The sequence below is a fragment of the Methanocalculus sp. genome, from assembly GCF_030651615.1.
Lineage (GTDB): Archaea > Halobacteriota > Methanomicrobia > Methanomicrobiales > Methanocorpusculaceae > Methanocalculus.
In genome coordinates this window covers 1-12,755 of sequence record NZ_JAUSCG010000100.1, presented here as the reverse complement: position 1 = coordinate 12,755, position 12,755 = coordinate 1, and the positions used below count along the sequence as shown (strand labels likewise).

Sequence of the window (12,755 nt, the reverse complement as noted above, 5' to 3'; positions counted from 1 at the left end):
GGTATCTGCATGCTTTTTTCTTTCCGCACATGCTGATGCAATTGCACCATGAGTCGCCTCTATTGTAAGGGAGAGATGCGTATCAAATTCGGTGCTGAATTTTCTGAATGCCGAATCAACATTCTGCATCGTCTCCCATCTGAGGTTCTCAAGATTTCGCACCAGCAGCGATTCAATATGCCTCTGTATACGATCCCGGGCACGTCTTTCCCGAACTGTCTTTGGTAAAAATCTTCCGACAACACCTGGGGGGACTGGAGAGAATGTCCGATCCCATGCACGTTTGACCCAGTAAGGCCGTCTTAGCGGTTCGTACACCCGCTCGCTGTTTGGGGCATGATAGGGAATATCAAAGAGATCAGCTGCTTCTTTCCGGATAGACTCGATAAGTTCATCTGCCTGTACCTGATGCTCTTTCAAGCGCATGGCGATCTCATTATCTATGATCTCAGTTAATTTCCCAAGCTCATGCTCAAACCATCCCGGGATGATTTCAGCAAGAGCCTCTTCTGCTGCATTGTCGGGATCATCTTCTGAGTCCAGAATCGTTTTCTCCGCAACGGAGGTGAGCTTTTCACGAAGTGGATCGGAGAGGTTCCCGACATACGTTTCCAGCAGAACATGCAGACGCTTGTGATCGCCTGTAAGCATATCCATTGTCCGTATTTTTTGGAGATTGATCTCGTTGATTTTGTGGTCAAAGAGTGCAAGCCTCTCTTCAAGCTGGGTAAGCGGTAGTTCAAGTGCTTTTCTCTCAAGACTCAGCTGGAGGTGGATCTCCCAGAAGATATCATATGCTTTTTTGCCGATTGCTTCTCTGAGGACACGATTTTTATCATGAGCCAGAAAGTTGACGATATGGTTGTAGATCGCCTTGAGCCCGCTCTTCTCCCAGAGTGACATATCCCCTGACTGCTTTGCCTCAAGCCCTTTCCGTGCAGAGATGGCACAGATCGGAGTGTCAGGATCAATTCCGGCATCCTGAATCAATATGGTGCGGAAAAAATCAAGAGCGACAACCAGATCAGTATCGCTGAGATAATCTACTTTGTTGAGAACGAAGAAGAGATATCCAACGCGGTTTTTCACCTCTTTGAGGAATGCAACCTCAACTTCGGTGATAGGGGGGTCGGCAGAAATAACAAAGAGGGAAGCATCACATTGCGGCAGGAAGTTCATCGTCGCTTCTGTATTGTGCCTGTATATCGAACCAATGCCAGGCGTATCAATCAGGACCACATCACGGAGCAGCTCTCCGGGATGATCGATTTCAACCTCGCGTATGCCTTTACAATTCTTTGGATTTTCATCCTCACTGATATACTGCATCAACTGATTGTTCAGCCACCGGGTTGATTCACCCTTCAGTTCAATCTCAGGTCTGGTATCAGTATATCGAATCCTCAGCATCTGCTGATCGCCATACTGAATGAATGTCGGAACTGCGGTAAGGGGAATAACGGAGCTTGGCAATAAATCTTCTCCGATCAGTGCATTCAATAGCGTGCTCTTACCGCGCTTGACCTGACCAAGAACCGCAAGATGGAATCGTCCCTGTTTTAGGCGCTCTTCAAGTGTATGCAACCGCTCTCCATAGAGTAACCAGCAGGAATGCAGTGCCTCCAGACGACGTTGTTGATCAGTTAGTATCTCTTCAAGATTCTCTGGAACCGATATCTGTGTACTATCCATTGCCGTATTTCCTCCATATTCATGCGAAGTCCCAATGCCTGTTTTGATCTAACATTGGCTAAACCGGATGAGCAGGAGTTATCAGCACAAAAGGCGGTTAGCGGTGAACTCCATCACCAGATAAAAAATATATGCGTATGAAGATAGTTAATCCTTTGTTTATCAGGTGATTATGAGTAAAAAGAAAACTATTTGTCTGAGCACTTAGCACCTCTGATCAGTCAATGGCGATGAGGTCCGCCATAACCGCCAGGCAGGCTGATGACTTCTGTTTTACCGGTGAACTGAACGGTTCCGGATGCCGCATATGTGGTCACGTACGGCTGATTTACTCTGGAAATTCAGGTTTATGAATGAATTCCAGATAGATTTCGCCGAATCTGCGTGCATCTGAAAGAAAGATAACAAACAGATAAAAAAAGACGAAGAGGTGAAAGAAAATGACAAAGGTAATTACCAGGATTCATGGACGGGAAATTCTTGACTCGCGGGGTAACCCGACGATCGAGGTGGATATTATTCTCAATGATGGTACATTGGCACGGGCAGCTGTTCCTTCCGGCGCATCAACAGGGATTCATGAGGCGGTTGAACTTCGTGACAGTGATCCGGGACGATTCATGGGAAAAGGCGTGCTAAATGCCGTGGACCATGTGAATCGGATCATCGCCCCGGCTCTGATCGGGATGGATGCCGGAGATCAGAGTGCGATCGATCAGACCATGATTGACCTTGACGGCACCCCGAATAAGGGGAGGTTGGGCGCAAACGCAGTTCTTGGGGTCTCGATGGCAGCAGCCCGTGCCTTTGCGCAATCACAGGCAATACCGCTTTATGAGTATCTGAAGATGGATGCAGGATATCTGATGCCAGTCCCGATGATGAACGTTCTGAACGGAGGGGTGCACGCGCAATGGCAGGGAGCGGATTTTCAGGAATATATGATTGTTCCATTTGGAGCGCCGGATTTTCACACAGCACTCCAATGGGGAGTTGAAACCTACCATTCATTACAGGTCCTCCTGAAGAAGAAACACTACCCGACTGCAGTCGGTGATGAGGGTGGCTTTGCCCCAAAGGTCGCATCCAATGAAGAACCACTTGAACTCATCACCAGATCAATAGAAGAGGCAGGATATCAGCCGGGAAAAGAGATCGGGATTTCACTTGATCCTGCATCTAGCAGCTTCTTTTCGGAAGGTGAATACGAACTGAAGCGGGAAGGCAGGAGATTGAATAGCAACGAGATGATAGCATATTACCAGACACTGGTTGATACATACCCAATCATCTCAATTGAGGATGGACTGGCAGAAGATGACTGGGAAGGATGGGTAAGACTGACAGATGAGCTTGGATCACATATCGAGCTTATTGGAGACGACATCTTCGTCACGTCCCCACACCTTGTTAAGAAGGGTATTGAGATGGGTGTTGCGAATTCTGTGCTGATCAAACTCAACCAGATAGGAACCGTCACCGAAACACTCACAACTATCAACTGTGCAAGGGATGCTGGTTATGGCATCAATATATCTCACCGGAGTGGCGAGACACCAGATTCATTTATTGCTGATTTCACCGTTGCCACCTCCGCAGGGAAAATCAAGACAGGTGCACCCTGCCGGGGTGAACGGGTTGAGAAATATAACCAGCTCATGCGTATTGAAGAGGAAATAGGGAGTAAAGCAACTTTTGCAGGCAGAAATGCATTCATCAGGTGATTGCATTGGCGGGCACCGGCGAACATGATAGACTAAATGAGAACCAGGTACATCACCTTCGTATTACCTGCCAGCATATCAACAGAAAACTTGGCGAAATTGAAGAGATACTGAATGGATCGGGATCAAAAAGTTCTTTCTCCAGATATTCGGTGTGTTTATCACCTCTTCAAAAAGAGATGATCTTGGAGTATTGCACTCTTATTCGCTCCCGACTCATCAACATACTTGATGAAGAGGGGATCTCTGACGAACCTCCGGGCATATCCATGAGCAAAGCGATTCTGAGCAGACTCAGTTTAATCGATTGTGCAGCCGAAGAAAACAGACCATAGTACATGCGGGGATATGGCACAGTCCCGGGGACTCTTGAACCCAGACTCAATCAGATCGCAGATCATCTGCAGGAACCCATCAATCTCCTCAAAAAACACCTTGAAGATGAAATCAGATAGGCTTGCAGGGAAGGACTCTATGGCCTGGCAGGTTAGAGAACAGATGGAGATAGCCTGTACCAATGGTGTGCGAGTCTCTCACCGAAATACCATACTGATAGAAGAACGCATCATTCCTTTTTTCTGATCATCTGAACCTGCTGAATAGTAACAAGACCGTGTTCAACCATTTTCTCAACCTCAGGTACCACAGCCATGATTCTCTCACTGGTATCCACCACATCAATGACAACCGGAAGATCGAGGGAGAGATTAAAAACATCCACGGTCCTGAGTTTTTTCTCATGGCCATACCCAATCATACCCCGAAAGACCGTGCAACCCGGAAATCCTTTCCCCTTAAAAAACTCAACAAGAGCTTTATATCCGGTTTTATCATCAATCTTAGCTGATTCGGCAATATAGATACGCAGTAACAATCCATCATCCAACATACACATTCCTCCTACCTTAACACAAAGATATCAGCAGATATCCAAGATACACTCCAATAAGGCTTCCTCCCATATTCAGAAGGATGTTTCCACCCATAGTAGAATAATCATGATTTTCAAGCATCCTGAATGTTTCAAAGCTAAATGTCGAGAACGTTGTGAATCCGCCAAGACACCCAAATCCAAAGAGATTGATGAGATCTTCAGGTTCACTGGAGAACACGATGAGTGATAATAAGAAACTGCCGGTCACATTAACGAGAAAGGTTCCAATAGGAATCCCTCGAACCGGCTGTATCTTTGAGATCTCAAACCGCATTATCGATCCAATTGCTCCTCCGATACCAACCAGAACCATATACTCCATTAAATTCCTCTCTGGTACGTTATCAGGTAACGGCCGATATAAATCCCTAAAAGTCCCAGGGCAAGGTGAAGAACAAGGTTTAGTAAAGAGAGATATGGCGTAAGCAGAAAACTCTCCACCGCAAGCGTAGAAAAGGTAGTAAACGCCCCGAGAATACCAACTCCAAAGAAAAGACGTGTCTTGCGGCTGAATGCCCCGATGTAAATAGACTCATACATGAATATGCCCATAAAGACACAACCAAGAAAATTGACGAAGAGGGTTCCTATGAGCGACGGGAGCTGTAGTTCAACACATTTATGCAGAACCGCCCCGATGAAGCCACCAAGTGTAATGATCGCGTATGAAGAGTAACTACAGTTCATCTATTCTATCTCCAGACGGTTTCTCCGGATCGTTTAAACATGGTTGTGCACAGTCAGCCGCTCTTCTGGATAAAGTATGCTGTACCATACCAAGGACATCTGCAAACCCTTCCCCCAGACCTCCGTACCTGATATCCCGTATGATACCATGCAGAAAAATATGGTAGTATATGCACATCTCATCAAACTCCGGGCTGGAAAACCCGGCAAGCCGGTTTACAAGAAGCGCCTGGCTGTATATCTTTCGAATTTCGTCAGGGGAATCAAAATGGCAGATTGTTTCAAAGAATGTATGTGAAGCCCGAATCATCTCATCAATAAGTCCCGGCAGATCTCCATGAAGCATTTGAAATTGACGGGTGAAGAGCGGGCAGAACCATGGTGCACTTCGAATATCAGAACGAAGATGCTGGAATTCCGGATAATTATATATCTTTATTATCACATCACGGTTATAGTTCAAACGGCAGGAATACTCTGATCTTTCCTTCTCTTTCTCTCTTGTGATGAAACCTGCACGCTCAAACGAATCGATCCATTTTTTGATCGTAGCCACCTTGGTAAAACCAAGACCAATTGCCAGATCGATCTCACTATGGAAATCACCATCGATCAGGATGCGCATCAACCTAATCTTCACAGGTGATTTCATCGTAGATGACCCCCGTGAGATTGGAAAACAGCCTCTTCTGCGGCCTTTCGAACCACCGGTGAGGGGTGATCCCGGAGCCTTCGTAATAATCTCCGACCTTCATGTGTGTCAATCAGAGAGAGAGCAGATACCATCTCCCGTAAAGTGTATACATCCTGACCACTGGTGATAAGCTCTTCAAAGACCGGCACTGCCGGTTCATACCGTCGTCTTCCAAGGATCAGTATCGCCAGCATCCGTTGTTGTGGGATAGGATGACGGAGTGTGAGGAGAAGACGCTCCTCAAACGACTTTTCTCCCACCTGATCAAGTGATTGTGAACAATCGGAACAGATCGATTCATCAATACAGCTTTCTTTTCCACAGAAGGGGCAGAAATAGAGTGTGCTCATAATACACCGGAATCAAAACACCTCAGTTGGTTATATTCAACACATCTGTTATCCTGTTCCATGAGTTTGATCATCCTCAGCGTATCAAGTGCAAGATAGGTATTCTCCAGCGTTGCTGCCCCTCCGAATATCGACCGGACATACCCACCATTCTCAACGAAACATTTCATGACGAATTCTCTGCATTGCAAAAAGATAGGGAAACGAGATCCAAGTACCGAAGATGCGAGCATCCCGGCATGAATATGTTCAAGAAAGGATGGTTTTGTTCCTGGAACTCCGAGATAACCGAACTCCTTATCCTCACATCTCTTCAGAAAACCTTCAGATTCTGTTGATGTAACCGGATATCTTACAGCTGCAAGTATTGAAAGGGCATGAGCAGTTTCGATCAATGTCGAACGTGGATACCCAAAACCTCTGTCAGGATGCTGATACCTGAGTGCTGTATGAATGACCTCCTCTTTTTTATCCTTTGATAGAGTTACAGAACAACGAAGAGAGAGATCCATGAGGAGATACATGTGCCAGAAGAGAGATGAGGATTCAATCGGACGGGCACTATCAACAGGCGGTACCAGGGAGGATGTAATCCAGTCCGACGGATCGTTAAAGGATCGATCACCAAGAGAAATCAGGCTTCGGATTACAGTATATCCGATATGCACATTGGAAAATCCTCCATCATTCTGCTGAAAAGAGTGTAGGAATGAGCTGGTCGCTTCATCTTCAGTCGGGAGTGCACCAAGCATCTCAAGTGAAGTGATGGCATAGAATGTATCTCCACAATTCGGTTCATCAAGACGATAAAAACAGTAACCACCATTACTGCACCGCCTTTCCAGAATATAACGTATCGTTTGATCCTTGTTTGTCATCATCGGCTTCATCCACCTTTTTGATAGGTAGAAGTCATCAGCCGATGAGGCATTTTTAGGCGGACTTCATCGCCTTGGTTGAAGGATAAAATAAGAGAGTTTATTCGCCTTTTTTGCCGAAGCAATCCGGGCACTGGTAGCTTACCTTCATCCCACCAGAGACGAGGTCCCCCGACACCTTCTTCGATGCACCCCGGAAGAAGATCTTCCTGCATGAGCTGCAGCGTTTTGGGAGGAAACGTTCCATTCCCGAAAGTTCTGCATCAAGGTTGTAGCTGTAGCTCTCTTCAGCGTCTGATGAGGGTTCATCCCCATCCTCTTCGACTCGCGAGAGGAGTTTATAAACCTGAAGCGGGTTGGCTCCTGCCTCATTAAACTGTTTGAAGAGGAAGTACTGGAGGACCAGCCATGATAGTTCTGATCGTTCAAATCCTTCATCAAATTCGAGGGTTTCATCAGAGGTATCGATCTCATCGACCGGTGCACCGCAGAGTGGACACTGCCCTTTGACCAGCTCTTCCATATATATTTCTTCGCGACACCCTGGACAGGTTGTGTGGCGTGCCTGAGTACGATATCCCATAATTATCTCTTTGGACTTCTGAATGCGATTCTATTCAACGTGCTCTGCTCGGCCGGTATCGTCAGGTACCGCACGCTCCCATGAGTTGAGGGAGATCTGTATGCATATAAAATTCTGTTCTGAAACCTCATAAATCTATAACTCTGTGCAAAGAGGAAATTGTTCAAAAAAACGCCTGATAAGAGTTTTTTTAAAGGCACTGATCACCCTTTTCGCAGAGAAATGTGTGTCAGCGCATTATAACCCGGAAGAGATACCGGACGATACGGCATCTGCCGGGATGGTCCGGGGTCTCTTTGCGGGAGGATTATACCCTTTCAGAAGGAGCGATAACGAAACGATTGTCACTGAGGAGAGGGCCATTGCAAGACCTGCATACTCCGGCCTGAAGGTGATCCCAACAAGAGGAGTGAGGAGACCTGCAGCAATCGGAATGAGGAGGATATTGTAAAAGAACGCCCAGAAGAGGTTCTGTCTGATACGCCCCATAACCTTGCGCGCAAGCTGGATGGCGGCGGCGGCATCGATTAAGTCGTCATGCATCAGGACGATCCCGCCGCTCTCGACTGCAACATCGGTCCCGCCAGAGATGGCGATCCCGACATCCGCCTGTGCAAGGGCAGGGGCATCGTTGATCCCATCCCCAATGAAGGCGACAACTTCTCCCTGCTGCTGGAGCCGTTTCACTTCACCTGCCTTATCTTCGGGGAGAACACCGGCAAGCACCCGCCTGATTCCGACCTCTTCACCGATTACCGAGGCGGTGCGTTCGTTATCCCCTGTGATCATAACAACAGAAAGCCCCATCTCCTCAAATAGCTTCACTGCTTCAGCAGAGGTGGATTTAAGTGGATCTGCAATAGCGATACAACCCGCATATCTGCCGTCTGCAGCGATGAGCGGTACGGTCTTTCCTTCGGTCTCTAACCGGACCATCGCACCGAGTGCATTCTTTGGGATCATGACCGATCTGCTCTCAAGAAACGATCTGGTCCCGACAATTACGGAGATGCCGTTCACGAATCCAACAACACCAAGACCGCCGAATGTCTCAAATCCGATGACGTCGTGGATCGGTGCACCTACCTCCTCAGCTTGATGAACGATCGCCTCTGCCAGAGGATGGAGGGATTTTACCTCGACCGAGGCGGCGAGGGAGAGGAGTTCTTCAACCGAACGGTCATAGGGAACGGTATCGGTGACCGCAGGTGTCCCTTTTGTGAGAGTTCCGGTCTTGTCGATGGCAACGATGGTGATTGCTCCTGAACGCTCAAGCACCTCTCCGTTTCTGATCAATATGCCAAGCTCTGCACCCCGCCCCACACCAACGGTGATTGCAGTCGGGGTGGCAAGACCGAGTGCACAGGGACACGCAACGACGACTACCGAGATGAGTGCGGTTACCGCAAAGAGGAGGGGAGATCCTGCAATCAGATACCAGAAGAGGAATGCCGCTGCTGCAATCGTGAGGACTGCCGGGATGAAGTAGGAGACAACGCGGTCTGCGATCCGCTGTACCGGTGGCTTGCTCCCCTGAGCTTCCTCAACCATTCTGATGATCCGGGCAAGGACCGTATCTTTTCCAATACGGGTTGCCGAGATGGTGATCGCACCGTTTGTGGAGATAGTGCCACCGATGACACTCCCATTAACTCCTTTATAAACAGGAATAGGCTCACCAGTGACGAGAGACTCATCAAGATAGCTTTCACCCTCAACAACGGTGCCATCGACCGGAACGGCCTCACCTGGCCGGACTATAACGAGATCGGAGATCGCAATATCATCAATCGGCACTTCTACTTCCTGGCCGTCTCTGATGATTCTTGCCTGCTTCGGCTGGAGTTTTACTAATGATCTGATCGCTTCGTTCGTCCTCCCTTTCGCCCTCGCCTCAAGATAACGCCCAAGAGTAAGGAATGCAGTAAGCATGATGGCCGTCTCATAGAAGTTAAAATCAGGGGAGAGGAAGAGACCAAACGTTCCAAGGACGCTTGACCCGTATGCTGTTCCGATCCCAAGGGCGTACATGACATCCATATCAAGAATGCCGTTTCCGAGGGAGCGGACGGCTGCTTTGAAGATGGGGTATGCGAGATAGGCAAAGAACGGTGTTGCGATGAGGAACATGAGGAGGGGCATCGGTATGGGAAGGTGGGGGTGAAGAAACATCAGAGCCATCAGGAAGGCTGAAACACCAAACCCAAGGACAATTCTGATCTTTTTATCAGAGAGATCCCGTTCTGCCTCCTCCTCTTCCAGCCGCTCGCCCTCCTCACCGGCGATTCCGGCAAAACGAAACCCTGCATCGGTTATTGCTTTTTTTATCGTATCAATCGGCGTAATACCTGCGTAGTAGACAATATACGCCTGTTCAGTTCCGAGATTGACGGAGACGGAGATGACGCCAGGGAGTGCGGAGATGGCTTTATCTATCGCCTGTACGCACATGGCACAGTGCATACCGCCGATCCTGACGGTGATCCGATCTGTTAGAGGAGTAAAACCGGCTCTCTGAATCGACTCTTCGATCGCTCTGAGTGTGACGGTCCCGGGATCATAGACGAGCCGGACCTTCTCAGAGGCGAGGTTCACCTCTGCGGATCGAACTCCCTCAAGCTTTCCGACGGAGCCTTCAACGGAGAGGGCACATGTTGCGCAATGCATCCCTCCCACCCTGAGGTCAGCAGTTATCTCGTGGTTTTCTGTCATCCGGTATGCCTGTTGATCCTATTGTGTAGGGGATGAAAAAAAGTATTGTATGGTTTCAGCGCTTTTCGAGCTGATGATCGATCTGGAAGAGACCACCGGCTGATGGGCCGATCTTCTCAAGTTTTACCACGATCTCCGAGGCATTCGCCTCTTCTTCGACCTGTTCAGAGACGAACCACTGAAGCATGATCTCTGCTGCATAATCCTTCTGCTTGATCGCCTCTGCCATCATCGCGTTGATCATGCCGGTGACCTTCTGCTCATGGGCATAGACCTCTTTAAAGAGTTCCAGAACATCCTTCCATTCAGCCTTTGGTGCATCGATTGCAGGAAGCGTTACGATGCCGCCACGCTCATTGAGATAGTCATAGAACTTCATCGCATGGGTGAGCTCCTCCTGTGCCTGGAGGCGGAGCCAGTGGGCGAATCCATTCCAGGTATGCTGACTGCACCATGATGACATTGAGAGGTACAGGTACGCTGAGTACATCTCCGCATTGATCTGGGTGTTGATCAGTTCTTCCATCTTTTTGCCTATCATGTTTTTATCACCTGTTGCTATCTGCCACTTTGAGCGGCATGTGAGGATTATGTCTTCTTAATGTTAAGGATTGCGATGGTAGAGACATATGTGGGATTTTTTACTGGTGTAATACACAAAGGAATAAAAATAAAGAGAACAAATATGGATATCCGTTTCTGGGCTTGTGGCTTAGCCAGGATAGAGCGTCGGGCTTCTAACCCGAATGTCGGGGGTTCGAATCCCCCCAGGCCCGTCTGTTTTGATACGCATCTCCATCAGGAGAGGTATTGAGTTTGACAACTGGTTCTCAGTCCCCTGAGAATCCATCCTTCTGCAGCAGAATACAAACGTTCATTGTCATTGCTTACAAATCAGGAGGGAGCTATGCTCTTTCTTTCATCTCAGGAAAAAGCAGATTGGCCTCATCTTGCAGAGGAAGTTCTTCAAGGTGATGCAGCACCCGGACAGTATGACAACGAGATCCGTTCAAACCTGCTCCCGGTCTTTCACTACTATATCGGAACCATGCTTGCCGCAGACGGACAGAGAGAACGCGGCATCGACTGGCTCAGGGCAGCAGCTCACTATGAAGGGAGCAGACCCTTCTCTGCGAGCCACCTCCTCGGTTTTCTTGAACGAAATGGGGGGAGACTTACAATGCCTGTTGTGGTCTTCCGCGATCCGCAGGCGTTCCTCCACTTCACACAGAATCCCATCATGAAGGTCGGGAGACAGAAGTTTGTTGCAGAATGTGGTGAGACCCTGCCGCGATTTGAGAGACCATTCTCCATGATGGATATCGGATGTGGCGACGGCGGGCTCACCGTCCTACTCCTTAAGCAGCTGACAGAGTGCGGCAAAGTCGGAGAGATCAGAGAAATCCTCCTCATTGACCCCTCACCTGCCATGGTACATCTGGCAGAAGAGAAGGTTCGCGCTGCATTCCCGGATCTCCACATTACAACGGAATGTTGTCGCATACAGGATTTATCTGCCGGAATAGACCGCCGTTTTGATCTCGCGATCAGCTCACTTGCATACCATCACATGCCCTATGAGGAGAAGCGAATCCATCTCCTCCAGTTGAAAGCATGGATCGACCATTTCATCATCTATGAGATGGATGCAGACAACGATACCCCGCAACAGCATTCACCGGAGCTTGCCCTCGCAGTCTATCAGTCATATGGAGGGATTATTGACTGTATCCTATCACAGGATGTACCAGAAGAGGTGGCAACCACCTGTGTCGACCAGTTCCTGATCTCTGAGATCGTCTCGTTCTTCATCCACCCACGCGGTACCAGGACCGAGTATCATATGCTTCAGAGCCAGTGGCATGCACTCTTCACCGAATGCCTCTCCCCGGAGTTCTCTCTCCGGTGCTGTACACCCTGTTATATCGACAGATATACAACTCTCTTCACAATGCATTATGGAAGAGATGAGAGTGGCTCAATTGAGCGGTACAGGGTATCCATCAGATAATAGCCTGACGGTGGAGAACCCTTTCAAATCGATCATCTTTTCTTCTTCTGCTCCTATCCCGAAGGTATGCTCTCCGCAGAAGATATCGCCGCCGCAGAGGATCGGATACGCCCCTTCATCCACAGGACACCGCTCGTCTACTCCCCAACCTTCTCGGAGATGACCGGCTGTTTCGTCTATCTTAAACTTGAGACACTCCAGAAAGCGGGATCGTTCAAGGTCAGGGGTGCGACAAACGTCATCCTGCAACACCGGTCACTGATAGGACCGGCGGGAGTTGTTGCGGCATCTGCTGGAAACCATGCACAGGGGGTCGCCCTTGCTGCACGGGGTGCCGGGGTGAGGGCAACGATTGTGATGCCTGTTGGCTCATCGGTTTCAAAACAGGAGGCTACGCGCGGGTATGGGGCAGAGGTGGTCCTTGCCGGACGAAACCTTGAGGAGTCGGTGAAATATGCCCGGATGCTCGAAGAGCGGGGTCTCTACTTCA

Annotated in this window: 14 protein-coding genes, 1 tRNA gene and 3 riboswitches; of the genes, 5 read left to right on the top strand and 10 right to left on the bottom strand. The window is 48.7% G+C overall.

Going from position 1 to position 12,755, the window contains the following annotated elements; genetic code table 11:
• A partial coding sequence (locus tag Q7V06_RS04235; RefSeq protein ID WP_304838571.1) for a dynamin family protein occupies nucleotides 1–1,692 on the bottom strand: 1,692 nt, incomplete at its 3' end.
• A 65-nt stretch (nucleotides 1,693–1,757) separates the two neighbouring features.
• Nucleotides 1,758–1,819, bottom strand: a riboswitch (Fluoride riboswitch).
• A 90-nt stretch (nucleotides 1,820–1,909) separates the two neighbouring features.
• Nucleotides 1,910–1,970, top strand: a riboswitch (Fluoride riboswitch).
• Between the two features lie 162 nt (nucleotides 1,971–2,132).
• On the opposite strand from Q7V06_RS04235, the gene eno reads away from it, so the two are divergent.
• Both eno and Q7V06_RS04225 read left to right on the top strand, forming a co-directional pair.
• Nucleotides 2,133–3,416 carry a phosphopyruvate hydratase gene (gene eno / locus Q7V06_RS04230; protein WP_304838569.1) on the top strand — a complete coding sequence of 428 codons (1,284 nt, stop codon included), beginning with the start codon at nucleotides 2,133–2,135 and terminating at the stop codon, nucleotides 3,414–3,416.
• 179 nt (nucleotides 3,417–3,595) lie between these two features.
• A complete protein-coding gene (locus Q7V06_RS04225; RefSeq protein WP_304838566.1) occupies nucleotides 3,596–3,751 on the top strand; it encodes a hypothetical protein in 156 nt (51 codons plus the stop codon).
• A gap of 230 nt (nucleotides 3,752–3,981) precedes the next feature.
• On the opposite strand, the gene Q7V06_RS04220 is transcribed toward Q7V06_RS04225, so the two are convergent.
• The 9 genes from Q7V06_RS04220 to Q7V06_RS04180 form a co-directional block, all read right to left on the bottom strand.
• A complete protein-coding gene (locus tag Q7V06_RS04220; protein WP_304838563.1) occupies nucleotides 3,982–4,305 on the bottom strand; it encodes a DUF190 domain-containing protein in 324 nt (107 codons plus the stop codon).
• Between the two features lie 16 nt (nucleotides 4,306–4,321).
• A complete protein-coding gene (locus tag Q7V06_RS04215; protein WP_304838560.1) occupies nucleotides 4,322–4,672 on the bottom strand; it encodes a CrcB family protein in 351 nt (116 codons plus the stop codon).
• Nucleotides 4,672–5,037, bottom strand: a complete 366-nt coding sequence (locus Q7V06_RS04210; protein WP_304838557.1) for a CrcB family protein — start codon at nucleotides 5,035–5,037, stop codon at nucleotides 4,672–4,674. Before Q7V06_RS04210 ends, Q7V06_RS04215 begins: the two co-directional genes overlap by 1 nt.
• Nucleotides 5,027–5,689, bottom strand: coding sequence for a hypothetical protein (locus tag Q7V06_RS04205; protein WP_304838555.1), 663 nt, complete (start codon nucleotides 5,687–5,689; stop codon nucleotides 5,027–5,029). Before Q7V06_RS04205 ends, Q7V06_RS04210 begins: the two co-directional genes overlap by 11 nt.
• On the bottom strand, nucleotides 5,686–6,081 hold the full coding sequence (locus tag Q7V06_RS04200; protein ID WP_304838552.1) for a HEAT repeat domain-containing protein: 396 nt from the start codon (nucleotides 6,079–6,081) through the stop codon (nucleotides 5,686–5,688). Before Q7V06_RS04200 ends, Q7V06_RS04205 begins: the two co-directional genes overlap by 4 nt.
• The gene (locus tag Q7V06_RS04195; RefSeq protein ID WP_304838548.1) at nucleotides 6,078–6,962 is read right to left on the bottom strand and encodes a hypothetical protein; all 885 of its coding nucleotides are present in this window, start codon (nucleotides 6,960–6,962) and stop codon (nucleotides 6,078–6,080) included. The genes Q7V06_RS04200 and Q7V06_RS04195 overlap by 4 nt, the downstream gene beginning before the upstream one ends.
• Before the next feature lie 18 nt (nucleotides 6,963–6,980).
• A riboswitch (Fluoride riboswitch) is annotated at nucleotides 6,981–7,042 on the bottom strand.
• 17 nt (nucleotides 7,043–7,059) lie between these two features.
• Nucleotides 7,060–7,482 (bottom strand): hypothetical protein, encoded by a 423-nt coding sequence (locus Q7V06_RS04190; protein WP_304838546.1) that lies wholly within the window; start codon nucleotides 7,480–7,482, stop codon nucleotides 7,060–7,062.
• Nucleotides 7,483–7,779: 297 nt separating this feature from the next.
• The gene (locus tag Q7V06_RS04185) at nucleotides 7,780–10,254 is read right to left on the bottom strand and encodes a heavy metal translocating P-type ATPase (RefSeq protein WP_304838543.1); all 2,475 of its coding nucleotides are present in this window, start codon (nucleotides 10,252–10,254) and stop codon (nucleotides 7,780–7,782) included.
• Between the two features lie 55 nt (nucleotides 10,255–10,309).
• Nucleotides 10,310–10,795, bottom strand: coding sequence for a ferritin (locus Q7V06_RS04180; RefSeq protein ID WP_304838540.1), 486 nt, complete (start codon nucleotides 10,793–10,795; stop codon nucleotides 10,310–10,312).
• A 160-nt stretch (nucleotides 10,796–10,955) separates the two neighbouring features.
• Between Q7V06_RS04180 and Q7V06_RS04175 the strand changes: the two genes are divergently transcribed.
• The 3 genes from Q7V06_RS04175 to Q7V06_RS04165 form a co-directional block, all read left to right on the top strand.
• A tRNA-Arg gene (locus Q7V06_RS04175) sits at nucleotides 10,956–11,030 on the top strand.
• A gap of 131 nt (nucleotides 11,031–11,161) precedes the next feature.
• A complete protein-coding gene (locus Q7V06_RS04170) occupies nucleotides 11,162–12,265 on the top strand; it encodes a class I SAM-dependent methyltransferase (protein WP_304838538.1) in 1,104 nt (367 codons plus the stop codon).
• 66 nt (nucleotides 12,266–12,331) lie between these two features.
• Nucleotides 12,332–12,755 (top strand): threonine/serine dehydratase (locus Q7V06_RS04165; RefSeq protein ID WP_304838535.1); only part of this gene is annotated, 424 nt, incomplete at its 3' end.